The organism is Escherichia sp. E4702, from assembly GCF_963883545.1.
In the GTDB taxonomy this organism is placed as follows: Bacteria; Pseudomonadota; Gammaproteobacteria; order Enterobacterales; family Enterobacteriaceae; genus Escherichia.
In genome coordinates, this window is sequence record NZ_CAWORF010000017.1 from 492712 (window position 1) to 518619 (window position 25908).

The window sequence follows — 25908 nt, forward strand, 5'->3', positions numbered from 1 at the left end:
GTGAACCTCCCCAGGCTCTGCGGGAACCCCACTTCCGAACCGCTGCGCACGGGCACAGAAAGAGCGTGGCGACGGGGTTTGCGTGTCATACGCTTACCTCGCATTCGCCCCCTTTTTTGTCCTTTTCGCATCGGTTAATACGGTGAAGAGGGGATCTCAATTACTGCATAAATATGATGAGCAGGCTGCTCATCCAGAAAGCTTCCAGCGGATTTCCAACTTATCGGGAAAGCTGATACAGGTCAAATGGCAAGCTTATTGGTCTGGAAATGTGCTTTGGCGCAAAATTCTTTGTTAATTAATTGAAATTAAAGAATATATGTTCTTTGGGCTTAATGCGATGCTCATAAGGGAAACATTCAGTTCCTGACTGCCTTAGAGGCGTGATAGCCCTTATCCTGCCTTGAACAGGCAGAGAAGCCAGTATTTTATACTGCTTTAATCGGCAATGGCGTTTCATGCTACTGTTTTTGCCTAAAATCTATAAGGAGATAAAAAAATCCGATGCCAGATAAGCAAAAGTAATTCATGTTGTTCTGCATGGAATTTCATTAATTGTGATTGATTATGCAGTTGATAAAAGCAGGGCAGGGCGATTGATCCAGGTCATCGCCGAATTGAGCTAAAAATGGCAGGCTTTGGCCTCTTTTCAAGGCGCGGTCTATCAGATTATGCAGTTACAGAAATTAGTCAATATGTTTGGTGGTGATCTTACCCGTCGTTACGGGCAAAAGGTGCATAAGCTGACGCTGCACGGCGGTTTTAGCTGCCCTAACCGTGACGGTACCATCGGGCGTGGTGGCTGCACGTTCTGTAATGTTGCCTCGTTTGCCGATGAAGCGCAGCAGCATCGTTCCATTGCCGAGCAACTGGCGCACCAGGCGAATTTAGTTAACCGCGCTAAACGCTATCTGGCTTACTTTCAGGCGTATACCAGCACCTTTGCTGAAGTTCAGGTGCTGCGTTCTATGTATCAACAGGCGGTAAGCCAGGCCAATATCGTTGGTTTGTGTGTTGGTACCCGCCCGGACTGCGTGCCAGATGCGGTGCTTGATTTGCTTTGTGAATATAAAGACCAGGGCTATGAAGTGTGGCTGGAACTGGGGCTGCAAACCGCACACGACAAAACGCTGCATCGCATCAATCGCGGCCATGATTTTGCCTGTTATCAGCGTACAACTCAGCTGGCACGTCAGCGCGGTCTGAAGGTGTGTTCTCACTTAATTGTCGGGCTGCCTGGCGAAGGGCAGGCTGAATGTTTGCAAACGCTGGAGCGAGTGGTTGAAACCGGCGTGGACGGCATAAAGCTGCATCCGCTGCATATTGTGAAAGGCAGCATTATGGCGAAAGCCTGGGAAGCGGGGCGTTTGAACGGTATTGAACTGGAGGATTACACGCTCACTGCCGGAGAAATGATTCGCCATACGCCGCCGGAAGTTATCTACCACCGCATTTCCGCCAGCGCCCGTCGCCCGACGCTACTTGCACCGCTATGGTGTGAAAATCGCTGGACGGGGATGGTTGAGTTGGATCGCTATCTTACTGAACATGGCGTACAGGGATCGGCGCTGGGACGTCCGTGGCTACCTCCAACGGCGTAGACCATTGAGGGGAATTCCGCATTTCTCACACAATTTATAACGTAACTGCCAGAATTGGGTATTATTGGGGCAGGTTGTCGTGAAGGAATCCCCTAATGAAGCAAATTCGTCTGCTGGCGCAGTACTATGTTGACCTGATGATGAAGTTAGGTCTGGTGCGCTTCTCAATGTTGCTGGCGCTGGCCCTCGTCGTTCTTGCCATTGTGGTACAAATGGCGGTAACCATGGTGCTGCATGGTCAGGTCGAAAGCATTGATGTTATCCGCTCTATTTTCTTTGGTTTGTTGATTACGCCATGGGCGGTCTACTTTCTTTCGGTAGTCGTTGAGCAGCTCGAGGAGTCACGGCAACGCCTGTCACGACTGGTGCAAAAACTGGAGGAGATGCGCGAGCGCGATTTGAGCCTCAACGTTCAGTTAAAAGATAATATTGCCCAGCTAAATCAGGAAATCGCCGTTCGTGAAAAAGCAGAAGCAGAACTGCAGGAAACCTTCGGTCAGCTGAAAATTGAAATCAAAGAGCGCGAAGAGACGCAAATTCAACTCGAACAACAATCTTCGTTCTTACGTTCCTTCCTTGATGCTTCACCCGATCTGGTTTTTTACCGTAACGAAGATAAAGAGTTTTCCGGCTGTAACCGTGCGATGGAACTGCTGACCGGGAAAAGCGAAAAACAGTTGGTGCATTTGAAACCTGCGGACGTTTACTCGCCGGAAGCCGCAGCGAAAGTCATTGAAACCGACGAGAAGGTGTTCCGTCATAATGTGTCACTGACCTATGAACAGTGGCTGGATTATCCGGATGGACGCAAAGCCTGCTTTGAAATCCGTAAAGTGCCGTACTACGACCGCGTGGGTAAACGCCACGGCTTGATGGGGTTTGGCCGCGACATTACCGAGCGTAAGCGTTATCAGGATGCGCTAGAACGCGCCAGCCGCGACAAAACAACCTTTATCTCCACCATCAGTCATGAGTTGCGTACGCCGCTGAACGGTATCGTCGGCTTAAGCCGAATTCTGCTGGATACAGAGCTCACCGCCGAGCAGGAAAAATATCTCAAAACTATCCATGTTTCCGCCATCACTTTGGGGAATATCTTCAACGATATTATTGATATGGATAAGATGGAGCGACGTAAAGTTCAGCTCGATAACCAGCCGGTTGATTTCACCAGCTTCCTGGCCGATCTGGAAAACCTCTCCGCACTGCAGGCGCAACAAAAAGGCTTGCGCTTTGTTCTTGAACCAACACTGCCGTTGCCGCATCAGGTGATTACCGACGGGACTCGCTTACGCCAGATCCTGTGGAACTTAATCAGTAACGCTGTGAAATTTACCCAGAAGGGCCAGGTGACTGTTCGCGTACGTTATGACGAAGGCGACATGCTGCATTTTGAAGTGGAAGACTCCGGCATCGGTATTCCACAGAATGAACTGGATAAAATTTTCGCCATGTATTACCAGGTGAAAGACAGCCACGGTGGCAAACCTGCAACCGGTACGGGTATTGGCCTGGCGGTTTCTCGTCGACTGGCGAAAAATATGGGCGGTGATATCACAGTCACCAGCGAACAAGGTAAAGGCTCGACCTTTACCCTGACGATCCACGCGCCGTCGGTGGCGGAAGAAGTGGATGACGCGTTTGATGAAGATGATATGCCTTTACCGGCGCTGAATGTGCTGTTGGTAGAAGACATTGAGCTGAACGTCATCGTTGCCCGTTCGGTGCTGGAAAAACTGGGCAACAGCGTTGATGTGGCGATGTCTGGTAAGGCAGCACTGGAGATGTTTAAGCCGGGCGAATACGACCTTGTATTGCTGGATATTCAGTTACCAGATATGACCGGGCTGGATATATCACGCGAACTGACGAAGCGTTATCCGCGGGAAGATTTACCACCGCTGGTGGCCTTAACCGCCAACGTGCTGAAAGACAAACAAGAGTACCTCAATGCTGGAATGGATGATGTGCTGAGTAAGCCGCTTTCTGTTCCGGCGCTAACCGCGATGATCAAGAAATTCTGGGATACCCAGGATGATGAGGAGAGCACGGTGACGACAGAAGAGAGTGGTAAATCAGAAGCATTGCTCGATATTCCCATGCTGGAACAGTATCTCGAACTTGTAGGACCGAAGCTGATTACCGACGGGTTGGCCGTGTTTGAGAAGATGATGCCGGGCTATGTCAGCGTACTGGAGTCGAACCTGACGGCACAGGACAAAAAAGGCATCGTTGAGGAAGGACATAAAATTAAAGGCGCAGCGGGTTCAGTGGGGTTACGCCATCTACAACAGCTGGGGCAGCAAATTCAGTCTCCCGATCTTCCTGCGTGGGAAGATAATGTTGGTGAATGGATTGAAGAGATGAAAGAAGAGTGGCGTCACGACGTAGAAGTGCTGAAAGCGTGGGTGGCAAAAGCCGCTAAAAAATGACCCCGGCTAAACCGGGGTGCGCGAATACTGCGCCAACACCAGGGAAATCTTGGCTGCGCCGTAATTTTTTATGATAAGTAACAAAGGCACAGCACTGTTTTTCAGGCCGCATGCAGTTAAGATAGCAAATCTTAAATGATTTGTTACATGAATCAGTTAAATGTGTGATGCGTAGCGTTTTTATTAAAAAAATTAATGTGTTTCAGTCAATTGCGAAAGGATGATCACAATGAAGAAAATTGGCGTAGTTCTGAGCGGATGCGGCGTCTATGACGGTTCTGAAATTCATGAAGCGGTATTGACGTTATTAGCGATATCTCGCAGCGGCGCGCAGGCAGTTTGTTTTGCTCCAGATAAGCAGCAGGTTGATGTCATCAACCATTTAACCGGTGAAGCAATGGCGGAAACGCGCAATGTGTTGATTGAAGCGGCGCGTATTACGCGTGGTGAGATCCGCCCTCTGGCACAGGCTGATGCCGCCGAACTGGATGCGTTAATTGTGCCGGGTGGATTTGGCGCGGCAAAGAATTTGAGTGATTTTGCCAGTCTTGGCAGTGAATGCAGCGTAGACCTTGAGTTAAAGGTGCTGGCACAAGCGATGCATCAGGCCGGAAAACCGCTTGGCTTTATGTGTATTGCCCCGGCAATGTTGCCGAAAATCTTCAATTTCCCGCTGCGTTTGACTATCGGTACAGATATCGATACCGCAGAAGTGCTGGAAGATATGGGCGCGGAGCATGTGCCATGTCCGGTAGATGATATTGTCGTTGATGAAGACAATAAGATTGTTACCACACCTGCGTATATGTTGGCACAGAACATTGCGGAAGCAGCAAGTGGCATTGATAAGCTGGTTTCCCGCGTACTGGTTCTGGCGGAATGAGCAAACGCCGCGTAACGGCGTTCGGTTTCGTTCGCCGTTTCATTCTGCGGTTACTGATTGTCCTCGTTGTGCTCTGGGGCGGGGGTATAGCGCTGTTTAGTATAGCGCCAGTCCCGTTCTCTGCGGTGATGGCCGAGCGTCAGCTAAGTGCCTGGCTGCATGGCAACTTTCGTTACGTGGCGCATTCTGACTGGGTCAGTATGGATCAAATCTCGCCGTGGATGGGGCTGGCGGTGATTGCCGCAGAAGATCAGAAATTTCCCGAGCACTGGGGTTTTGATGTCGCTTCCATTGAGAAAGCCCTGGCGCACAACGAGCGCAATGAAAACCGCATTCGCGGCGCATCAACAATTTCGCAGCAGACAGCCAAAAATCTCTTTTTGTGGGATGGGCGAAGTTGGGTAAGAAAAGGGCTGGAAGCCGGATTAACACTGGGGATAGAAACGGTCTGGAGCAAAAAGCGCATCCTGGCGGTTTACCTGAATGTCGCCGAATTTGGCGAAGGTGTGTTTGGCGTCGAGGCTGCGGCACAGCGTTATTTCCATAAATCTGCCAGCAAACTTACCCGTTCGGAAGCAGCGTTACTGGCGGCTGTATTACCCAATCCACTTCGTTTCAAAGTTACTGCACCTTCGGGCTACGTGCGTAGCCGTCAGGCGTGGATTTTGCAGCAAATGCATCAGTTAGGCGGTGAGTCGTTTATGCAACAACACCAGCTGTATTAGGCTTCGCGCGAGGAGAGGGCGAGCTTTTTGCTGTCACGCGGTTGCGCCTCTTTTTGCAGAGCAACAGCTAACGCTGGTTGAGTGATAAAACGTCGCCACAACCGCTCTTGCTTACGCAGACAACACCACTTCGACCAGGTCGCCAGTGGAATCAACGTGCTTTCACCAATGTTGTCACAGACGACAGGGATAATTTCTGACTCACTGATGCGGTGGCAGAGGATATTCTGCGGCTTCAGCGACATCGTCACGATGTGGTTATTCTGCAAATAACGCTTTAACTGTTTTAGTAACTGACGCAGTTGCGCGATATCTTCTTCGTAATGGCATTGTTTAGCAAATTCGCTCAGTGTAATAGACGGTTTGCCATCAAAATCGGCAATGACATCGTAGACATAACCGGTTCCGCAATCAGTCTCAACCGTACCGTGATAGCGCGGAATACCGCTCCAGTCTTTCAAACGACGACCAAGATGCGCATAGTACTTTAACTCACGGCGGATCTCTTTATCACCACCGTCGCCACGGTGGTAGACAATTTTAATACAGCGTTGGGCATCTTCCGGATGCGCATAACATTTTCGATGTCTTCCGGTGCCCAGGGGACTTTGTTCAGATAAGCGAATCATGCCATTTCCTGGAGGTATTTTCTGACTGTCTCCAGTATGAGGGCTTAACTTAAACAAAACCTAAACAAGCTTTTTTAAGGTTTTCTTAAGGTTTTATACTTACAGAAAAGCGCACGAAATGTACAATTTGCGAGAAATGGGGATATTTGGGGTTTGTGCTTTTTTCGTACGTTAGGGCGGAAGGGGCGTGTCTGGGGGAATTAATTGTCGGAATGACGAAGATTAATCTTCGTCAAAACCTGAGTTAAAGAGGGCGATGACGGCGGCCAGCGCCTCAACTTCCTGCGGACCGGTCGCTTCGACTTCAATCTGTCGTCCTTTGGCAGAATCCAGCATCAACAGCGCAATAACGCTGTTGGCTTCAGCCTCGGTGCCTTCGTCATTACGTAAAAGCACTTCGGCGTCAAAACCCTGCATTAATTCAAACAGTTTCATAGCAGGCCGGGCATGCATGCCCAGCTTGTTAGTGATTTCGACAGTTTGTTTGACGGTCATGGTTTACGTTTTTCCAGCGTGCGATGGCGTGACTGGACGTTTTTACCGCGTGAGCGGAAGTAGTCAGCCAACTGTTCTGCAATATACACCGAACGGTGTTTCCCGCCAGTACAACCAATGGCGACCGTCAGGTAGCTACGGTTGTTGGTTTCCAGCATAGGTAACCATAGCTCAAGATAGCTACGCGTCTGGTAGATAAAATTGTGTACTTCTGTGTGCCTATCGAGGAATGCGGCGACAGGTTTATCAAGGCCCGTCATCGGACGCAGTTTCGGATCCCAGTGTGGGTTCGGCAGGAAACGTACGTCAAAGACGTAATCCGCGTCGATAGGAATACCGTGCTTGAAGCCGAAGGATTCAAAGACCATTGTCAGTTCACGCTCGCGTTTACCCAGCAGGCGGGTACGCAGCATTTCTGCCAGTTCATGAACGGACATTTCAGACGTATCGACAATCAGATCCGCCCGTGAACGCAGCGGTTCCAGCAGATCGCTTTCTTTGTCGATAGCACTTTCCAGCGACAGGTTTTTGCTGGAAAGCGGATGCAGGCGGCGCGTATCGCTGTAACGACGAATCAGCGTGTTACGATCGGCATCGAGAAACAGGAGTTGCGGTGAGAAAGCATCAGGCAGATTGCTCATCGCCTGTTCGAATATTTCTGGCGACTCTGGCATATTGCGGACATCAATGCTGACGGCGGCAGAAATCTCGCGATCGGCCAGAGTCCGAGCCAGATCGGGTAACAGCACTACGGGAAGGTTATCCACGCAGTAAAAACCCATATCTTCCAGCGCCCGCAGGGCGACAGATTTGCCTGACCCTGAACGTCCGCTGACGATCATCAGTACCATGTACTGTTTCTCCTCACAACGTCTAAAAGAGACATTACAGAATAACTACGTTTCATCCGGAGTACCTTCGGTATCCGTAATGATTTGATACAGCTCTTCATCGCTCTGGGCTGCACGTAAACGGCGGCAGATAGTTTTGTCCGCCAGACGTTTCGCGACCAGCGAAAGAGTGTGCAGGTGCGTTTTGGTTTGGTCTGCGGGTACCAACAGGGCAAAAAGTAAGTCTACCGGCTGGTTATCGATGGCATCAAAAGCAATGGGTGTTTCTAGCTGAACGAAAACGCCAACCGCGCGTAGGGTATCTTCTTCCAGTTTGCCGTGCGGAATGGCAATGCCATTACCAATACCGGTACTGCCCATTTTTTCCCGCGTCAGAATAGCTTCAAAAACCACCTGCGGCGGCAGGCTAAGTTGTTTTGCCGCCAGTTCGCTGATGATTTCCAGGGCGCGTTTTTTGCTCTGACAGTGGACGCGGCTTCGCGTACATTCCCTGTTAAGAACACTGCTAAGCTGTAGAGTTGTATCATTATTTGTCATAATTTCACCTAAGAATCTGCCCACTCAAACAGTGGGGCAGATTCGGAGCATTAACCGTACAAATGGCCTGTTGTGCCATACAACAGGCCGCCATGCACTTGCTAATTGCCCGGACAATTAGTGTTGTTTCAATTTATCTTTATGCTTGGTTAGCTGACGTGCCAACTTATCAATTAAGCCATCAATGGCGGCGTACATGTCCTGACCTTCCGCGCTGGCATGAATTTCGCCACCGTTAACATGCAGTGTTGCATCTGAGGTGTGGGTGACTTTCTCCACTTTCAGAACAACATAAACCTGGTTGATTCGGTCAAAATATTGCTCAAGTTTGGCAAACTTTGAGGTGACAAATTCGCGCAGGGCCTCGGTGATCTCGACGTTATTTCCGGTAATGTTGAGCTGCATAGTGTCTTCCTTATCGGTTGGGTCAAACGAGCTGTTTACGCTGGTTTGACGGCGGAATGGATAAAGACTCTCGGTACTTCGCAACAGTGCGGCGTGCCACCATGATACCTTGTTCTGACAACAAAGAGGTTAACTTGCTGTCGCTCAACGGTTTCGCTGGGTTTTCCGCCGCGATTAATTTCTTCACCAGTGCACGAATCGCCGTGGAAGAGGCTTCGCCACCCCCTTCGGTATTGACGTGACTGGAAAAGAAATACTTCAGTTCAAAAATGCCTCGTGGACTATGCAGGTACTTTTGCGTGGTCACGCGAGATATCGTCGATTCATGCATCTCGACGGCCTGGGCGATATCAGCCAGCACCATCGGTTTCATATATTCTTCGCCTTGCTCAAAGAAGGCTTGCTGTTGTTCAACAATACAGCGACTGACGCGCAGCAGCGTATCGTTACGGCTTTCCAGGCTCTTAATCAACCATTTAGCATCCTGCAGATTGCTGCGGATAAACTGACTGTCGCCATCGTTACGTGCGTTATTGCACATTGAGGCGTAATGCTGGTTGATTTGCAGACGTGGAATACTGTCGCTGTTCAGTTCAACCGTCCACTGGCCGTTATGCTTACGCACCAGCACATCAGGGATGACATATTCCGGTTCACCGGTCTGGATCGACTGGCCAGGACGTGGATCGAGTGACTGGATCAGATTGACGGCTTCTTTCAGCACATCTTCTTTCAGACGCGTGACGCGCATTAATGAGCGAAAGTCGTGATTGGCCAGCAGATCGAGATGATCGCTAATGATCAGTCGAGCTTCTTCCAGCCACGGCGTGGTTTTATCGAATTGGGAAAGTTGGATCAGCAGACAGTCACGCAGATCTTTCGCTGCCACACCGACCGGATCAAAACGCTGGATGCGTTTCAGAACTGCTTCAACTTCATCGATGTCGATCTCTTCATCGCCCATACTTTCGAGAATATCTTCCAGCGGGACGGTCAGATAACCGGTGTCATCAACGGCATCGACGATGGAGGTGGCGATAGCGCGGTCAGTGTCGGAAAACGGTGTCAGCTGGACCTGCCACATCAGATAATCCTGCAAGGTCTGCGTCGTTTCGCCCTGATAGACCGGCAGCTCGTCGTCGATGTAGTCACCGCTGGTGCCTGATGGCGTACCGGCGGTGTAGATGGTATCCCAACTGGCATCGAGCGGCAGCTCTTCCGGCATCTCTTTTTGTTCGAGCGCGTCAGCGGTATCCAGCGTTTCGCTGTCTGGCGTTTCGTGAGTGTCGATTTCATCATGAGTGTCGATTTGCTCAAGCAATGGATTACTTTCCAGCGCCTGCTGTAGCTCCTGCTGAAGCTCCAGCGTGGACAACTGCAACAGACGAATCGCCTGTTGTAGCTGAGGCGTCATTGCCAGTTGTTGGCTAAGCCTGAGTTGCAAACCTTGCTTCATGTTCAGAATCGTACTCTCCTGCTAAAACGTCGCAAACTTCTACCCTATCAGAGTCTGAAGTCTTCCCCAAGGTATACACGCTTAACATGTTCATCTTGTAAGATTTCTGTCGGCGTGCCATGAGCGATTAAATGCCCCTGACTGACGATATAAGCGCGTTCACAAACAGCCAACGTTTCACGCACGTTATGGTCGGTGATAAGCACGCCCAGGCCGCTGTCGCGCAGGTGTTCAATGATACGTTTGATGTCGATAACCGAGATCGGGTCAACCCCGGCAAATGGTTCATCGAGGAGGATAAATTTCGGATTCGCAGCCAGTGCGCGCGCAATTTCTACACGACGGCGTTCACCACCGGAGAGCGATTGCCCCATGCTGTCGCGTAAATGCTCAATGTGGAACTCTTCCATCAGCTCATTCGCGCGATCTTCACGCTGTTCAGCGGATAAGTCGTCACGAATTTGCAGTACCGCCATCAGGTTATCGTAAACGCTGAGGCGACGGAAAATAGAGGCTTCCTGCGGCAAATAGCCGATACCGCGACGCGCACGCGCATGCAGCGGCAGAAGGCTGATATCGTCGTCATCAATAATAATGTTGCCCGCATCGCGCGGCACAATGCCAACGACCATGTAGAAAGTGGTCGTCTTACCGGCACCGTTTGGCCCCAGCAGACCGACAATCTCCCCGGAGTTGACGGTCAGGCTGACGTCTTCCACCACGCGGCGGCCTTTATAGGCTTTTGCAAGGTTCTTTGCAGTTAAAGTTGCCATAACGAATTAATTACCCTTCTTCTGCGCCGGGGTCTGGCCTTTGTTGTTTTTGTCCTGCAACTGTGACGGCACCAGAACGGTGGTCACACGCTTACCTTTGTCACTGAAAGCCTGCATTTTCTGCTCTTTCACCAGGTAAGTGATCTTATCGCCCTTAATATTGCTATCGACCTGCTGCAGATAAGCATTACCCGTCAGAACGACAAAATCTTTTGCCAGTTCGTAGTGCATCTGGGAAGCGTGACCTTCAACGGGTTTACCGTTGTCCTGCATCTGGTAGAACGTTGCCGGTTTACCGTAGCCGTCAATCACCTCTTTACCTTGTTCGCCGCCCGGACGGGTAACGACCACTTTATCGGCATTAATTTTAATGGTGCCTTGAGTCACGACGACATTACCGGTAAAGGTAACCACGTTGCCTTGCATATCAAGAGATTGCTGGTCCGACTCAATGTGGATCGGTTGGTCAGTATCTCCGGTAACGGCAAATGCCGGAATGCTGGCGGCCAGAAGTGAGCTGGCAAGCACAAGATTAAGGCTGAGTTTGTTTGTTTTGAATTTCATAGGATGTTCTAACCTTTTCAATCAGCTCGGCATTCTTGCTGCGTAAGTTGCCGCGCATTTTCAGACCGCTGGAGTTAAATGTTGTTCCGTATAACGTGACGAGGTCTTCAGAGGTAACATCCTGCGTCACCAGATTGATCTGCGCGTTATCCGTCGTGATTCTGCGAAGTTGAGAGTCCGGCACGAGTGCGTTGACTTCAACGTGTCCATATAAATAGAGCATCCGGTCATTGGTTAGCTTGGCTTTATCTGCTTTAACCGACCATGTCGGGATTTTATCCTTATCAAACGTGGTAAGTACGGGTTGCGTAAACCACGAAACGGCCTGATCGGAATAATATTCAACGTGTTGAGCAATCAATCGATAGCTTAGGGCTCCTTCTGGGTTATAGACGAGCGTGTCCGTATGCTCGCTTTTATAGGTGGGATCATTGTTGTTGACGACCACCTGGGCGGTATCGTCTTTCTCGGTCATGTTAACGCCGATCATCACCAGAACCGCCAGTGATAGCACAATGATAACCCAACGTCTGGCTTTACTCATATCGATTGCCCTTTGGCTTCATCCAGTTTGCCCTGCGCCAGAAGTAATAAGTCGCAAACTTCACGAACCGCGCCACGACCGCCAGCAATGCGCGTCACGTAATCAGCGCGCGGAATCAATAGCGGATGCGCATCGGCTACGGCCACGCTTAAGCCCACTTTTTCCATCACTGGCCAGTCGATAAGATCATCACCAACGTAAGCCACGTTTTCTGGCGCAATCGCCAGTTTTTCCAGCAGATCGCCAAAGGCGATAAGCTTGTTTGATTGCCCCTGATACAGATGAGTGATCCCTAACGTTGCACACCGATCTTCTACCAGTTTAGCCTTTCGTCCAGTAATGATGGCGACTTCAATATCAGAGGTGAGCGCACAGCGGATACCGTAACCGTCACGAACATTGAACGCTTTCAGCTCTTCGCCATTGTTACCCATATAAATCAGACCATCTGACAATACGCCATCAACGTCGAGGATCAGCAGACGAATGTTCTCTGCTTTTGCCATCACATCGGCGCTAACAGGGCCGTAACAGGTCGCAAGCGACGCACCTGCTTTACTCATTGTTGTTTATCCTTGAATCTTTACACTACGCCAGCACGCAATAAATCGTGCATATGTAACACACCGAGTAAATGGTCGCCATCGGCAACCATTACGGAAGTGATATGGCGGGACTGCATTAAGTTCAGCGCCTCAACGGCCAGAATGCCAGGACGTACACGAATTCCCCCCGGCGTCATCACATCGGCAATACCTAACTGACGGACATCCACGCCCATATCGAAGACACGGCGTAAATCACCGTCGGTAAAGATGCCTTCAATCATCATATTGTCATCGCAAATGACGGTCATACCAAGATTTTTGCGGGTGACTTCCAGCAGCGCATCGCGCAGGCTGGCCGTTTTCTTGACATGCGGGATCTCGTCGCCCGTATGCATAATATCGCTGACGCGAAGCAGAAGTTTACGACCAAGTGCGCCGCCTGGATGCGAAAGTGCAAAATCTTCGGCGGTAAAGCCGCGCGCTTTCAACAAGGCGACGGCGAGCGCATCTCCCATGACCAGCGTCGCGGTAGTACTGCTGGTTGGCGCCAGCCCTAACGGACAAGCTTCTTTTGCTACTTTAACACACAGATGCACGTCTGCTGCGCGTGCCATGCTGCTCTCCGGACGACCGGTGATGCAAATTAACGGTACATGCAGGCGTTTGAGTACCGGGATTAAGGCCGTGATTTCGCTGGATTCACCTGAGTTAGAAATCGCAATGACCACGTCCTGCGGGGTGACCATGCCTAAATCGCCATGTGCGGCCTCACCGGGATGGACGAAAAATGACGGAGTACCGGTGCTGGCAAAGGTTGCTGCCATTTTGCGCCCAATGTGTCCCGATTTACCCATTCCCATGACCACGACTTTACCTTTACACCAGAACATCTTTTCACAGGCGAGCGTGAAATTCTGATTGATGTATTGATCAAGCTCTGCCAGGCATTCACGTTCAATCGCCAGGACTTCTTTACCTGCTTGCTGAAAGTCAAAACCCGGTTGCAACTCTACGTGCGACATAATGCGTTTCCAGTTATTCAACGAGTATTGGCGATAACCAGTACAACATCGCCAGCCATACGACAAATCCGCCTGTTAATAATACCCCAATGCCACGGCCAGATTGCCGGGAGCGTCGCCAGCATAGCAACGCAAAAATAATACTGACCAACAGCATCACGCTGCAGTCACGGCTGTACGCCAGTGGGTTAACCTCCCCGGGCGTTATCAGCGCGGGTAAACCCAGCACGATGACAATATTAAAAATGTTTGCGCCAATGATATTACCGACAGCAATGTCGTTTTCACCTTTGCGAAAACCTGCTATCGCGGTTGCCAGTTCCGGCAGACTAGTGCCGATAGCGATTGCCGTCAGACCAATAGTCAACTCGCTGATGGCAAAGTAATTCGCCAGTACGGTGGCGTTGTCAATCACCATCCGCGTTGCTACCGGCATGATAATCAATGCAATGCCGAGCCATAAAAACGCGACAGGTAAACCGCCTTCGCGCGGTAGCTCTGCAAGCTGTTCTCTGGTCAGGCTGTCAGTCCCCTGACGTTCTGCCTGACGTGCAAGTTTAACAATGAACAGCAGCCATAGCACAGCCAGAAAGAGGAGAAAGATACCATCGCTGCGACCAAGTTGTCCGTCATAGAGTACGGAACCGGCCACCACACTGACTAATAACATTAATGGTAATTCACGGCGCAGAACATCGGAATGTACGGTAAAAGGGCGCACCAGCGCAGCCAGACCGAGGATCAGTAAAATATTGATTATGTTTGAGCCGAGTGCTGTGCCGACGGCTAAATCTCGTTGTTCATGCAGCGACGCGGCAAGCGAAACGATTATTTCTGGAAGTGACGTACCAATACTGACCACCGTCATGCCGATGATCAGCGGTGGGATGCCAAAAGTGCGGCAAAGAATAGAGGCGGCAAATACCAGACGGTCGGCACTGTAAACGACCAAAAGTAAACCAACAATTAACAGTGCCGTAGCTAAAAGCATCTAACGTCCTTTCTTCAGGTATACTCGCCGGTCCGCTGAAGATTTTCAGAAAGCCGTAATGAATTCTTAATTTTGACTTTATGCGGCTAAAAAGTAAAACAAATGCCAGCTTTCGCTAACCGCGGCGGGTAATATTCTGTAAATATGTTGGGTTCAAGGTTAAATTGAGCGCCATGCTTAGAAAATCAACGCAAGACAAAGGGTGAATTATGGAGCAGTCTGTGGCGAATTTAGTCGATATGCGCGATGTCAGTTTTACGCGTGGCAATCGCTGCATCTTCGATAATATTTCCCTGACCGTGCCGCGAGGGAAGATCACGGCGATTATGGGGCCATCAGGCATCGGTAAAACGACGCTACTCCGTCTGATTGGTGGGCAAATCGCGCCAGATCATGGCGAGATCCTTTTTGATGGCGAAAATATTCCGGCGATGTCTCGTTCGCGCCTGTATACCGTGCGTAAACGGATGAGCATGTTGTTTCAGTCCGGAGCGCTGTTCACCGATATGAACGTTTTTGACAACGTCGCCTATCCACTGCGTGAACATACCCAACTTCCCGCACCATTGTTGCATAGTACGGTGATGATGAAGCTGGAAGCAGTGGGGCTGCGCGGAGCGGCTAAACTTATGCCATCGGAGCTTTCAGGCGGGATGGCGCGTCGTGCGGCGCTGGCGCGTGCAATTGCGCTGGAGCCGGATCTCATCATGTTTGATGAGCCGTTTGTTGGGCAAGATCCCATCACTATGGGCGTACTGGTGAAGCTGATTTCCGAGCTGAACAGCGCGCTGGGCGTAACCTGTGTGGTGGTTTCTCACGATGTGCCGGAAGTCTTAAGTATTGCGGATCACGCCTGGATCCTGGCAGACAAAAAGATTGTCGCTCACGGTAGCGCCCAGGCGTTGCAGGCGAATCCTGATCCTCGCGTACGTCAGTTTCTGGACGGGATTGCTGACGGACCAGTTCCGTTCCGTTATCCTGCCGGCGATTATCACGCTGATCTTTTACCAGGGAGTTAAGCCACTCATGCTGTTAAATGCGCTGGCGTCGCTCGGACATAAAGGGATTAAAACCCTGAGAACGTTCGGGCGGGCCGGGTTAATGTTATTCAATGCGCTGGTCGGCAAACCGGAATTTCGCAAACATGCGCCGCTGTTGGTGCGTCAGCTCTATAATGTCGGCGTCCTGTCGATGCTGATTATTGTGGTTTCTGGCGTGTTCATCGGAATGGTGCTGGGTCTGCAAGGTTATCTGGTGCTGACCACTTATAGTGCGGAAACCAGTCTGGGGATGCTAGTGGCCTTGTCGCTGCTGCGCGAACTGGGGCCGGTGGTCGCAGCACTGCTGTTTGCCGGACGTGCCGGTTCGGCGTTAACTGCGGAAATCGGTTTGATGCGCGCCACAGAGCAGCTCTCCAGCATGGAGATGATGGCCGTGGACCCACTGCGCCGCGTCATTTCCCCACGTTTCTGGGCTGGGGTAATTTCACTACCGCTGCTGACGATAATTTTCGTCGCCGTGGGGATCTGGGGCGGATCGCTGGTCGGCGTCAGTTGGAAAGGTATTGATAGTGGATTCTTCTGGTCGGCAATGCAAAACGCCGTCGACTGGCGTATGGATCTGGTCAACTGTCTGATTAAGAGCGTGGTGTTCGCTATTACGGTGACGTGGATTTCGCTGTTTAACGGTTATGACGCCATCCCGACCTCTGCCGGGATTAGCCGGGCAACCACTCGTACCGTTGTCCACTCGTCTCTGGCCGTTCTGGGGCTGGATTTTGTGCTGACCGCATTGATGTTTGGGAATTGAGTTCATGCAAACGAAAAAAAATGAAATTTGGGTGGGTATCTTTTTATTAGCAGCACTGCTGGCGGCGCTGTTTGTTTGCCTGAAAGCGGCAAACGTGACGTCAATGCGAACTGAACCGACCTACACGCTTTATGCGACGTTCGATAATATCGGCGGCCTGAAAGCGCGCTCTCCGGTTAGTATTGGTGGTGTTGTCGTAGGCCGGGTTGCAGATATTACGCTGGACCCAAAAACCTATCTACCGCGCGTGACGCTGGAAATTGAACAACGTTATAACCACATTCCTGATACCAGTTCGTTGAGCATTCGTACTTCCGGTTTGCTTGGGGAACAATATCTGGCATTAAACGTCGGTTTTGAAGACCCGGAACTAGGGACTGCTATTCTGAAAGAGGGGGATACGATTCAGGACACCAAATCTGCGATGGTTCTGGAAGATCTCATTGGTCAGTTCCTTTACGGCAGTAAAGGTGATGACAATAAGAATAGTGGCGATGCGCCAGCCGCTGCGCCAGGTAATAATGAAACCACTGAACCTGTGGGTACAACGAAATAATTTCAGGAGAACCGACGCATGTTTAAACGTTTAATGATGGTCGCTTTGCTAATGATTGCACCGCTGAGTGCGGCAACCGCGGCAGATCAGACTAATCCCTATAAGCTGATGGACGAGGCGGCACAGAAAACGTTCGATCGCCTGAAGAATGAACAATCGCAAATTCGGGCTAATCCGGATTACCTGCGTACCATCGTCGATCAGGAACTGCTTCCATACGTACAGATAAAATACGCCGGTGCGCTGGTACTGGGTCAGTACTACAAAAGCGCGACCCCAGCCCAGCGTGAAGCCTACTTTGCCGCTTTCCATGAGTATCTGAAGCAGGCTTACGGTCAGGCGCTGGCGATGTATCACGGTCAGACCTATCAGATTGCGCCAGAACAGCCGTTGGGTGATAAAACCATTGTGCCTATCCGCGTCACCATTATTGACCCGAATGGCCGTCCACCGGTACGTCTCGATTTCCAGTGGCGTAAAAACTCTCAGACTGGCAAGTGGCAGGCTTATGACATGATTGCCGAAGGCGTCAGCATGATCACCACGAAACAAAATGAGTGGGGGACTTTACTGCGCACGAAAGGCATCGATGGTCTGACCGCACAACTGAAGTCTATTTCTCAACAGAAAATCACCCTGGAAGAGAAAAAATAATGAGCGAGTCACTGAGCTGGATGCAGACGGGTGACACCCTGGTATTGACCGGAGAGCTGGATCAGGACGTTCTGCTGCCGCTGTGGGAAATGCGTGACGAAGCGGTGAGGGGGATTACCCGCATCGATCTTAGTCGAGTGTCCCGCGTTGATACGGGTGGACTGGCGTTGCTGCTCCATCTGATCGATCTGGCGAAAAAGCAAGGCAACAGCGTGACGCTTCAGGGGGTAAACGACAAGGTGTATACCCTGGCAAAATTGTATAATTTGCCGTCTGATGTCCTGCCTCGTTAATTTTTTTCAGGCTGGATAAGGCGTTACCCGCCAGTCCGGCAAACCTACCAGTAAGTCGAGCCTTGTCTGATTAATCAGCAAGGCTTTTTGCTTATTTATGACAGCGCAACTTTGCTCTAAGATGTTTCGCTGGTTTATTAACTGATGAATGAAGATCCCATGGAAAATAATGAAATTCAGAGCGTGCTGATGAACGCTCTTTCCCTCCAGGAAGTCCACGTTTCCGGCGATGGTAGCCACTTTCAGGTTATTGCCGTGGGTGAGATGTTTGATGGCATGAGCCGGGTTAAAAAACAGCAGACGGTTTACGGTCCGCTGATGGAATATATTGCGGATAACCGCATTCATGCTGTGTCGATCAAAGCGTATACCCCTGCGGAGTGGGCGCGTGATCGCAAACTGAACGGCTTTTGAGCTATGGGCGATACGCCGGTAGCGGATATGAATTGTTAACTGAGAACATACTAAATGGATAAATTTCGTGTTCAGGGGCCAACGAAGCTCCAGGGCGAAGTCACAATTTCCGGCGCTAAAAATGCTGCTCTGCCTATCCTTTTCGCTGCACTGCTGGCGGAAGATCCGGTGGAGATCCAGAACGTCCCGAAACTGAAAGACGTCGATACATCAATGAAGCTGCTTAGCCAGCTTGGCGCCAAAGTAGAACGTAATGGTTCTGTGCATATCGATGCCCGTGACGTTAATGTCTTCTGCGCGCCTTACGATCTGGTTAAAACCATGCGTGCCTCTATCTGGGCGCTTGGGCCGCTGGTGGCTCGTTTTGGTCAGGGGCAGGTTTCTCTGCCTGGTGGTTGTACGATTGGTGCTCGTCCGGTTGATTTACATATTTCCGGCCTTGAGCAATTAGGCGCGACCATCAAACTGGAAGAAGGTTACGTTAAAGCTTCCGTCGATGGCCGTCTGAAAGGCGCGCACATCGTGATGGATAAAGTCAGTGTTGGTGCAACCGTGACCATCATGTGTGCTGCAACCCTGGCGGAAGGCACCACAATTATTGAAAACGCGGCGCGTGAACCGGAAATCGTCGATACCGCGAACTTCCTGGTTACGCTGGGCGCGAAAATTAGCGGCCAGGGTACCGATCGTATTGTCATCGAAGGGGTGGAACGTTTAGGTGGCGGCGTTTACCGCGTCCTGCCGGATCGAATTGAAACCGGTACTTTCCTGGTTGCTGCGGCGATCTCTCGCGGCAAAATCGTCTGCCGTAACGCCCAGCCAGATACCCTTGACGCTGTGCTGGCGAAACTGCGTGACGCTGGGGCGGACATCGAAGTAGGCGAAGACTGGATTAGCCTGGATATGCACGGCAAACGTCCGAAGGCCGTTAACGTACGTACTGCGCCGCATCCGGCGTTCCCGACCGATATGCAGGCCCAGTTCACGCTGCTGAACCTGGTGGCAGAAGGAACGGGATTCATCACCGAAACGGTCTTTGAAAACCGCTTTATGCACGTACCTGAGCTGAGCCGTATGGGCGCGCATGCCGAAATTGAAAGCAATACCGTTATTTGTCACGGTGTTGAAAAACTTTCCGGCGCACAGGTAATGGCAACCGATCTGCGTGCTTCAGCAAGTCTGGTGCTGGCTGGCTGCATTGCGGAAGGTACTACGGTTGTTGATCGTATTTATCACATCGATCGTGGCTACGAGCGCATTGAAGACAAACTTCGCGCGCTTGGTGCTAACATTGAGCGTGTGAAAGGCGAGTAATCGTCTGATAGCTGGCAGCCCCGTTCGCGGGGCTACCGCCAGGCTACTCATTTTTGCGGTTTGGTGTAGCTGCGCATCAACTGTGATCTGTCGATAAACTCATGGGTCAGCGGGTCATGATAGCGTGATGGCCAGATAACCCAGGGATCAGTTCCTAATGCTTTCGCAATAATCATCTCTCCTTTTGGCCAGGGACGCGATAATGCATTCGCCAGTGTCGAGGAACTCAAACCATTTCTGCGAGATTCTGCCGCCATTGACGTTCCTCTTTTCCGCAAACCCGCAATGATATCGGCGGGATGCCAGTCAATGAAATTATTCTCCATCTTTCCTCACTCCTTAAGTTGGTCGCTTTCATTCAGAACATGCGTTCTGCCAGGAATCACTATACTCCTGATGGCGCATTGTTCTAAAAAGTTCCTGTAAGGAGTGTGAATATTCAGAATATATTAAGATAAGTCATCTGTATTTCAGACAATTTTGCGATTGATTGAGGATTTTTTGGAGTTTATTAGAATTATCCCGCGCAGTACGCGGGATAACAGGAAGGGATTAACGATCGCGTTGAACAGCGATGTGTGCGAGGCCGATTAACGCCTCTCGCCATGGGGTATCCGGTAACACTTGCAATGCAGCAATGGCTTTGTCTGCTTCTTCTTCCGCACGCTGATGTGTCCATTCCAGAGAGCCGCAAGCGTTCATTGCTTCCAGAACCGGTTCCAGAAGATGTCGACCGTTCCCTTGTTCGATGGCGGAACGGATCATCTGTGCCTGTTCTGGTGTGCCATGATGCATCGCATGCAGCAGCGGCAGCGTCGGTTTACCTTCGTTCAGATCATCACCAACATTTTTGCCCAACTGTTCGCCATCGGCATTGTAATCGAGCAAATCGTCGATCAGCTGGAAAGCCGTGCCGAGGTAACGACCATAATCTTGCAGGCCTTTTTCCTCTTCCGGCGTACAGCCTGCCAGAATACCGGAACACTGAGCCGCAGCCTCGAACAGACGTGCGGTTTTGCTGTAAATAACGCGCATGTAGTTCTCTTCGGTGATGTCCGGATCATTAACGTTCATCAGTTGCAAAACTTCACCTTCCGCGATGACGTTTACAGCCTCTGACATCACTTCCAGCACTTTGAGCGAGCCGAGGCTGGTCATCATCTGGAACGCACGGGTATAAATAAAATCGCCTACCAGCACGCTGGCAGCGTTACCAAAAGCGGCGTTGGCGGTAGCTTTACCTCGGCGCATATCTGATTCATCCACAACGTCGTCGTGTAGCAGGGTCGCCGTGTGGATAAACTCAATTAGGGCAGCAATGGTGACATGTGCATTCCCCTCATAGCCAACAGCTCGTGCAGCCAGTACAGCAATCATCGGACGAATACGTTTACCGCCGCCGCTGACGATGTAATAGCCTAACTGATTGATCAGTTGGACGTCGGAATTAAGCTGCTCGAGAATTGCTGCATTAACACCCGCCATATCTTGCGCGGTTAACTCATTGATTTTTTCTAAATTCATCGCAAAAGCCGGGCTTTTCGCCCCGATTACCTTACTGTGAACAGAGGCAACTTAGGGTTTATGGTTAGGAATATAGAGTGATTGTACTGAAAAAATGGCACAGATAAACGTTACCGTACAAGTTGTGTTTTTTTTCTTCGTGTATTGACTGTAGCACTTGTCAAAGGCGTGCGTTTTGCGTAATATTCGCGCCCTATTGTGAATATTTATAGCGCACTCTGAATCATTGAAAAGGTGTGCGCGGAAGCGGAGTTTTATATGTACGCGGTTTTCCAAAGTGGTGGTAAACAACACCGAGTAAGCGAAGGTCAGACCGTTCGCCTGGAAAAGCTGGACATCGCAACTGGCGAAACTGTTGAGTTCGCTGAAGTGCTGATGATCGCAAACGGTGAAGAAGTCAAAATCGGCGTTCCTTTCGTTGATGGCGGCGTAATCAAAGCTGAAGTTGTTGCTCACGGTCGTGGCGAGAAAGTTAAAATCGTTAAGTTTCGCCGTCGTAAACACTATCGTAAGCAGCAGGGCCATCGTCAGTGGTTCACTGATGTGAAAATTACTGGCATCAGCGCCTAAGACCTGAGGAGAGATTTCAAATGGCACATAAAAAGGCTGGCGGCTCCACACGTAACGGTCGCGATTCAGAAGCTAAACGCCTGGGCGTTAAGCGTTTCGGTGGCGAATCCGTTCTGGCGGGTAGCATCATCGTTCGTCAACGTGGTACCAAATTCCACGCTGGCGCTAACGTAGGTTGCGGTCGTGACCACACTCTGTTTGCTAAAGCAGACGGTAAAGTGAAATTCGAAGTTAAAGGCCCGAAAAACCGTAAATTTATCAGCATCGAAGCTGAATAAGTTTTTCGCGTCCCGGTAACGGATGAAAGCCCCGCAACACGTTGCGGGGCTTTTTACATTCGATAACCGGTAAAATGCGCATGGTGCGGCGTTAATCCGCAAATGCGCTTTGCAGGGAATACGGTATGAAGCAGCAGGCAGGCATTGGCATTCTTTTGGCGCTCACCACAGCAATTTGCTGGGGGGCGTTGCCAATCGCAATGAAGCAGGTGCTGGAGGTGATGGAGCCTCCGACAATCGTGTTTTACCGTTTCTTGATGGCGAGTATTGGTCTTGGTGCCATTCTTGCGATGAAGAAGAGGTTGCCGCCATTACGCGTGTTTCGTAAGCCACGCTGGTTGATTTTGTTGGCAGTGGCGACCGCTGGGCTGTTTGGGAACTTCATCCTGTTCAGTTCATCCTTGCAATACCTGAGCCCGACCGCTTCGCAGGTGATTGGGCAACTCTCGCCAGTTGGCATGATGGTTGCCAGCGTATTTATCCTGAAAGAGAAAATGCGCAGCACTCAGGTTGTAGGGGCATTGATGCTCCTGAGCGGCCTGGTGATGTTTTTTAACACCAGTCTGGTCGAGATATTTACAAAGCTCACCGATTACACCTGGGGAGTTATCTTTGGGGTCGGTGCGGCGACGGTCTGGGTGAGTTATGGCGTGGCGCAAAAGGTTTTATTGCGTCGGCTGGCCTCACCGCAGATCCTGTTTTTACTGTACACTTTATGTACAATTGCGCTCTTCCCTCTGGCAAAGCCAGGAGTGATAGCGCAGCTTAGCCACTGGCAGCTCGCATGTTTAATTTTTTGCGGACTGAATACCTTGGTAGGATATGGCGCCCTGGCGGAAGCGATGGCTCGCTGGCAGGCAGCGCAGGTGAGTGCGATCATCACGCTCACCCCACTGTTTACGCTGTTTTTTTCAGATCTTTTATCACTGGCCTGGCCCGATTTCTTCGCCAGACCGATGTTAAACCTTTTAGGTTATCTCGGTGCGTTTGTCGTGGTTGCGGGCGCGATGTATTCCGCCATTGGTCATCGTATTTGGGGCGGATTACGTAAGCATACAACGGTGGTATCGCAACCCCGCGCAGGCGAATGATTTACGGAGAATAAAATGAAGTTTGTTGATGAAGCATCGATTCTGGTCGTTGCAGGTGATGGCGGTAATGGTTGCGTGAGCTTCCGCCGCGAAAAATATATTCCGAAAGGCGGCCCGGATGGCGGCGACGGCGGTGACGGTGGTGACGTATGGATGGAAGCCGACGAGAACCTGAACACGCTTATCGATTATCGTTTTGAAAAATCTTTCCGTGCAGAGCGCGGTCAAAACGGCGCAAGCCGCGATTGTACCGGTAAGCGCGGTAAAGACGTGACGATTAAAGTGCCGGTAGGTACGCGTGTAATCGACCAGGGTACCGGTGAAACCATGGGCGATATGACCAAACACGGTCAGCGTCTGCTGGTTGCCAAGGGCGGCTGGCACGGTCTGGGCAATACCCGTTTCAAATCGTCCGTTAACCGTACACCACGGCAGAAAACCAACGGTACGGCGGGCGATAAGCGCGAGCTGCTGCTGGAGCTGATGCTGCTGGCTGATGTCGGTATGCTGGGGATGCCAAATGCCGGTAAATCGACATTTATCCGCGCTGTCTCGGCGGCTAAACCGAAAGTAGCGGACTATCCGTTTACTACGCTCGTACCAAGCCTTGGCGTGGTACGTATGGACAACGAGAAGAGCTTCGTTGTTGCTGATATCCCGGGGTTGATTGAAGGCGCTGCGGAAGGCGCAGGTCTGGGCATTCGCTTCCTGAAACACCTGGAACGTTGCCGCGTCCTGTTGCACCTCATCGATATCGATCCGATTGACGGCACCGATCCGGTTGAAAATGCGCGTATTATTATCAGCGAGCTGGAAAAATACAGCCAGGATCTGGCGGCGAAACCACGCTGGTTAGTCTTCAACAAGATCGACCTGCTGGATAAAGCAGAAGCTGAAGAGAAAGCGAAAGCGATCGCTGAGGCGCTGGGCTGGGAAGATAAATATTATCTGATCTCTGCGGCGAGCGGACTGGGCGTGAAAGATCTCTGCTGGGATGTGATGACCTTTATCATTGAAAACCCGGTCGTGCAGGCAGAAGAAGCGAAACAGCCTGAGAAAGTCGAATTCATGTGGGATGATTATCACCGTCAGCAGCTTGAAGAGATTGCTGAAGAGGATGATGAAGACTGGGATGACGACTGGGACGAAGACGACGAAGAAGGCGTTGAGTTCATTTACAAGCGTTAATCACTGATGACAAACGCCAAATAAGCCTGATGCGCTACACTTATCAGGTCAGGCCTACAAGATGATTGCAATATATTGAATTTGCACGATTTTGTAGGCCGGATAAGGCATTCACGCCGCATCCGGCATAAACAAAACGCGCTTTGTCAATAATCTGAAACCCCGGCCATGTGCCGGGGTTTCTTTTTGACTAATTGTTCTGGTAAATATCTTTATACAAACGGCTTTCAAAACGTACCAACGGAATACGGCGATTACGCTGATCCGCGGGTTCTACTGCGTAACCAGAAAGATATTGTACGAACGCCATTCGTTGCCCACTTGCTGTGGTGATGAATCCTGCCAGGTTATACACGCCCTGCAACGAACCTGTTTTCGCTGAAACTTTACCATCTACTCCCGCTTGATGCAGACCTGCACGGTACTGCAACGAACCATCGTAGCCTGCCAAAGGTAGCATTGAGATAAAGTTAAGCTCATTGTCGTGTTGGGCAATGTATTGCAGCACCTGCATCATGGTGGCTGGTGCAATCAGGTTATGCCGTGAAAGCCCTGAACCATCTGCAATAATCGTGTTGCCAATATCCACACCCGCCTGCTTACGCAGGATCTGACGCACGGCGTCCGACCCGGCCCGCCATGTCCCAGGGACATTAAAGCGCGCATGACCAATCATGCGAAAGACGGTATCGGCGATCATGTTGTCGGACTTTTTCAGCATAATCTTAAGCAGATCGTGCAAAGGGGCCGACTGTTTACTGGCAACCACCGTTCCTGGGTCGTTAACCTGCGTTTGTCGCAGTAGCGTGCCGGAATAAGTAATGCCTGCCTGTTTTAACTCATCTTTCAGAATCGCTCCGGCGTAGCTGGCGCCATCCTGTACGGCAAAAGCCAACGGGAGCGGCTCAGAACGTTGTGGTAGGCATCCGGTTAACGTAAAGCGGTTAAGGTCGCCTGGCACCACATCCAGCTCGCAATATTGCGCTTCGGCTGAACCACGGGGGAGAGTGCGTACCTGGCTGAACATCGTTACAGGGTAATAAGAGGCCACGCGAACAAAGGCCATATCACCGGGTTTTTGGGCACTGTAGAGCGAGACGGAAAAGCAATTGCGGTCAACAATGGCGGCGGCAGGCGGGGCGCTAAAGCATTGTGTCATATCGTTCCAGGGCCAGCCGGGGGCTTTATCGTGACTGGCAAAAATGGACGTGTCTATGAACACATTGCCCTCGATTTGGGAGACGCCTGATTTTTTCAGGGTCGCCACCATATTACGAATATCCTGACGTTTTAACGTCGGATCGGCACCAAATCGCGCCACTAAGTCACCCTTGAGTACGCCGTTTTCCACATTGCCTTTGGTTTCAAGCGTCGTGGTAAAACGAAAATCGGGGCCAAGTTGAATCAACGCCGCCAGCGCAGTGATCACCTTCTGCGTACTGGCGGGCAGCGCCATTTGCTGACTATGGTAATCAATAGCGGGGGCAGACGCGCCGACTTTTTGCACCATCAGGGCAAGGTTGGCGCCAGCGGGGAGTTGAGTAATGTACTCATCTACATTCGCGGCCTGAACACTGAACGCTATACAGCTGGTCAATCCGATGATAAATCTGGAAAATCGCATAATCTCGCGCTAACAACCTGGAATCGAGCCGTCATACTACGGCGCAACGCCCTATAAAGTAAACGATGACCCTTCGGGAACTTCAGGGTAAAATGACTATCAAAATGTGAATTATTGCTGGCCTGGGACCTGTTCCC

General features: G+C 50.8%; 30 protein-coding genes. 15 read left to right on the forward strand and 15 right to left on the reverse strand.

Annotated features, from left to right (window positions below):
- Positions 1–671 precede the first annotated feature (671 nt).
- From AACU94_RS11740 to mtgA, 4 genes are all read left to right on the forward strand, one after another.
- On the forward strand, positions 672–1601 hold the full coding sequence (locus AACU94_RS11740; RefSeq protein WP_064529852.1) for a TIGR01212 family radical SAM protein: 930 nt from the start codon (positions 672–674) through the stop codon (positions 1599–1601).
- A 95-nt stretch (positions 1602–1696) separates the two neighbouring features.
- A complete protein-coding gene (gene arcB, locus AACU94_RS11745) occupies positions 1697–4033 on the forward strand; it encodes an aerobic respiration two-component sensor histidine kinase ArcB (RefSeq protein WP_130219189.1) in 2337 nt (778 codons plus the stop codon).
- A 229-nt stretch (positions 4034–4262) separates the two neighbouring features.
- Positions 4263–4916 carry an isoprenoid biosynthesis glyoxalase ElbB gene (gene elbB, locus AACU94_RS11750; RefSeq protein ID WP_135489479.1) on the forward strand — a complete coding sequence of 218 codons (654 nt, stop codon included), beginning with the start codon at positions 4263–4265 and terminating at the stop codon, positions 4914–4916.
- Positions 4913–5641 (forward strand): monofunctional biosynthetic peptidoglycan transglycosylase, encoded by a 729-nt coding sequence (mtgA, locus tag AACU94_RS11755; RefSeq protein WP_135489480.1) that lies wholly within the window; start codon positions 4913–4915, stop codon positions 5639–5641. The genes elbB and mtgA overlap by 4 nt, the downstream gene beginning before the upstream one ends.
- Here mtgA and yrbL read toward each other — a convergent pair.
- From yrbL to AACU94_RS11815, 12 genes are all read right to left on the reverse strand, one after another.
- Complete coding sequence (gene yrbL, locus AACU94_RS11760; protein ID WP_135403600.1) at positions 5638–6270, reverse strand: PhoP regulatory network protein YrbL; 633 nt, start codon at positions 6268–6270, stop codon at positions 5638–5640. The genes mtgA and yrbL overlap by 4 nt on opposite strands.
- Before the next feature lie 222 nt (positions 6271–6492).
- Entirely contained in the window at positions 6493–6765 is a 273-nt protein-coding gene (gene npr, locus AACU94_RS11765) for a PTS phosphocarrier protein NPr (protein ID WP_000216792.1), read from the reverse strand.
- On the reverse strand, positions 6762–7616 hold the full coding sequence (gene rapZ, locus AACU94_RS11770) for an RNase adapter RapZ (protein ID WP_000243741.1): 855 nt from the start codon (positions 7614–7616) through the stop codon (positions 6762–6764). The genes npr and rapZ overlap by 4 nt, the downstream gene beginning before the upstream one ends.
- A 45-nt stretch (positions 7617–7661) precedes the next feature.
- Positions 7662–8153, reverse strand: a complete 492-nt coding sequence (gene ptsN, locus AACU94_RS11775; RefSeq protein ID WP_000183677.1) for a PTS IIA-like nitrogen regulatory protein PtsN — start codon at positions 8151–8153, stop codon at positions 7662–7664.
- Positions 8154–8270: 117 nt separating this feature from the next.
- Positions 8271–8558 carry a ribosome hibernation promoting factor gene (gene hpf, locus AACU94_RS11780; RefSeq protein ID WP_001176602.1) on the reverse strand — a complete coding sequence of 96 codons (288 nt, stop codon included), beginning with the start codon at positions 8556–8558 and terminating at the stop codon, positions 8271–8273.
- A 22-nt stretch (positions 8559–8580) separates the two neighbouring features.
- A complete protein-coding gene (rpoN, locus tag AACU94_RS11785) occupies positions 8581–10014 on the reverse strand; it encodes an RNA polymerase factor sigma-54 (RefSeq protein WP_135489481.1) in 1434 nt (477 codons plus the stop codon).
- Between the two features lie 47 nt (positions 10015–10061).
- A complete protein-coding gene (lptB, locus tag AACU94_RS11790) occupies positions 10062–10787 on the reverse strand; it encodes an LPS export ABC transporter ATP-binding protein (protein ID WP_000224099.1) in 726 nt (241 codons plus the stop codon).
- A 6-nt stretch (positions 10788–10793) separates the two neighbouring features.
- Complete coding sequence (gene lptA, locus AACU94_RS11795) at positions 10794–11351, reverse strand: lipopolysaccharide ABC transporter substrate-binding protein LptA (protein WP_130219197.1); 558 nt, start codon at positions 11349–11351, stop codon at positions 10794–10796.
- On the reverse strand, positions 11320–11895 hold the full coding sequence (lptC, locus tag AACU94_RS11800; protein WP_064529518.1) for an LPS export ABC transporter periplasmic protein LptC: 576 nt from the start codon (positions 11893–11895) through the stop codon (positions 11320–11322). The genes lptA and lptC overlap by 32 nt, the downstream gene beginning before the upstream one ends.
- Positions 11892–12458: a 3-deoxy-manno-octulosonate-8-phosphatase KdsC gene (gene kdsC, locus AACU94_RS11805; protein ID WP_064529519.1), complete on the reverse strand. Its 567-nt coding sequence runs from the start codon at positions 12456–12458 to the stop codon at positions 11892–11894. Before kdsC ends, lptC begins: the two co-directional genes overlap by 4 nt.
- 20 nt (positions 12459–12478) lie before the next feature.
- Positions 12479–13465 (reverse strand): arabinose-5-phosphate isomerase KdsD, encoded by a 987-nt coding sequence (kdsD, locus tag AACU94_RS11810; RefSeq protein WP_130204572.1) that lies wholly within the window; start codon positions 13463–13465, stop codon positions 12479–12481.
- A gap of 13 nt (positions 13466–13478) precedes the next feature.
- The gene (locus AACU94_RS11815) at positions 13479–14456 is read right to left on the reverse strand and encodes a calcium/sodium antiporter (RefSeq protein ID WP_130219199.1); all 978 of its coding nucleotides are present in this window, start codon (positions 14454–14456) and stop codon (positions 13479–13481) included.
- Between the two features lie 209 nt (positions 14457–14665).
- Here AACU94_RS11815 and mlaF point away from each other — a divergent pair, with 209 nt between their 5' ends.
- From mlaF to murA, 7 genes are all read left to right on the forward strand, one after another.
- A complete protein-coding gene (mlaF, locus tag AACU94_RS11820) occupies positions 14666–15475 on the forward strand; it encodes a phospholipid ABC transporter ATP-binding protein MlaF (protein ID WP_000438245.1) in 810 nt (269 codons plus the stop codon).
- 7 nt (positions 15476–15482) lie between these two features.
- Positions 15483–16265 (forward strand): lipid asymmetry maintenance ABC transporter permease subunit MlaE, encoded by a 783-nt coding sequence (gene mlaE, locus AACU94_RS11825; protein ID WP_000925792.1) that lies wholly within the window; start codon positions 15483–15485, stop codon positions 16263–16265.
- A 4-nt stretch (positions 16266–16269) separates the two neighbouring features.
- Positions 16270–16821, forward strand: a complete 552-nt coding sequence (mlaD, locus tag AACU94_RS11830) for an outer membrane lipid asymmetry maintenance protein MlaD (RefSeq protein WP_130223776.1) — start codon at positions 16270–16272, stop codon at positions 16819–16821.
- Between the two features lie 18 nt (positions 16822–16839).
- Positions 16840–17475 carry a phospholipid-binding protein MlaC gene (gene mlaC / locus AACU94_RS11835; protein ID WP_130204580.1) on the forward strand — a complete coding sequence of 212 codons (636 nt, stop codon included), beginning with the start codon at positions 16840–16842 and terminating at the stop codon, positions 17473–17475.
- On the forward strand, positions 17475–17768 hold the full coding sequence (mlaB, locus tag AACU94_RS11840) for a lipid asymmetry maintenance protein MlaB (RefSeq protein ID WP_130204582.1): 294 nt from the start codon (positions 17475–17477) through the stop codon (positions 17766–17768). The genes mlaC and mlaB overlap by 1 nt, the downstream gene beginning before the upstream one ends.
- A 159-nt stretch (positions 17769–17927) precedes the next feature.
- Entirely contained in the window at positions 17928–18182 is a 255-nt protein-coding gene (gene ibaG / locus AACU94_RS11845; protein WP_010379217.1) for a BolA family iron metabolism protein IbaG, read from the forward strand.
- A gap of 54 nt (positions 18183–18236) precedes the next feature.
- Positions 18237–19496 (forward strand): UDP-N-acetylglucosamine 1-carboxyvinyltransferase, encoded by a 1260-nt coding sequence (gene murA / locus AACU94_RS11850; protein ID WP_135489482.1) that lies wholly within the window; start codon positions 18237–18239, stop codon positions 19494–19496.
- 47 nt (positions 19497–19543) lie between these two features.
- Here the strand turns inward: murA and sfsB are convergent, their stop codons facing one another.
- Both sfsB and ispB read right to left on the reverse strand, forming a co-directional pair.
- Positions 19544–19822 (reverse strand): DNA-binding transcriptional regulator SfsB, encoded by a 279-nt coding sequence (sfsB, locus tag AACU94_RS11855; protein WP_064529526.1) that lies wholly within the window; start codon positions 19820–19822, stop codon positions 19544–19546.
- Between the two features lie 226 nt (positions 19823–20048).
- Positions 20049–21020 (reverse strand): octaprenyl diphosphate synthase, encoded by a 972-nt coding sequence (gene ispB, locus AACU94_RS11860; RefSeq protein ID WP_135489483.1) that lies wholly within the window; start codon positions 21018–21020, stop codon positions 20049–20051.
- A gap of 258 nt (positions 21021–21278) precedes the next feature.
- Between ispB and rplU the strand changes: the two genes are divergently transcribed.
- The 4 genes from rplU to cgtA all read left to right on the forward strand — a co-directional run bounded on the left by rplU (position 21279) and on the right by cgtA (position 24147).
- A complete protein-coding gene (gene rplU / locus AACU94_RS11865) occupies positions 21279–21590 on the forward strand; it encodes a 50S ribosomal protein L21 (protein ID WP_000271401.1) in 312 nt (103 codons plus the stop codon).
- Positions 21591–21610: 20 nt separating this feature from the next.
- Positions 21611–21868 carry a 50S ribosomal protein L27 gene (rpmA, locus tag AACU94_RS11870; RefSeq protein WP_000940595.1) on the forward strand — a complete coding sequence of 86 codons (258 nt, stop codon included), beginning with the start codon at positions 21611–21613 and terminating at the stop codon, positions 21866–21868.
- 125 nt (positions 21869–21993) lie between these two features.
- Positions 21994–22959: a DMT family transporter gene (locus AACU94_RS11875; RefSeq protein WP_000813011.1), complete on the forward strand. Its 966-nt coding sequence runs from the start codon at positions 21994–21996 to the stop codon at positions 22957–22959.
- 15 nt (positions 22960–22974) lie between these two features.
- Entirely contained in the window at positions 22975–24147 is a 1173-nt protein-coding gene (cgtA, locus tag AACU94_RS11880; protein WP_135489484.1) for an Obg family GTPase CgtA, read from the forward strand.
- Positions 24148–24337: 190 nt separating this feature from the next.
- On the opposite strand, the gene dacB is transcribed toward cgtA, so the two are convergent.
- Positions 24338–25771: a serine-type D-Ala-D-Ala carboxypeptidase gene (gene dacB / locus AACU94_RS11885; RefSeq protein WP_130219205.1), complete on the reverse strand. Its 1434-nt coding sequence runs from the start codon at positions 25769–25771 to the stop codon at positions 24338–24340.
- Positions 25772–25908: the final 137 nt, after the last annotated feature.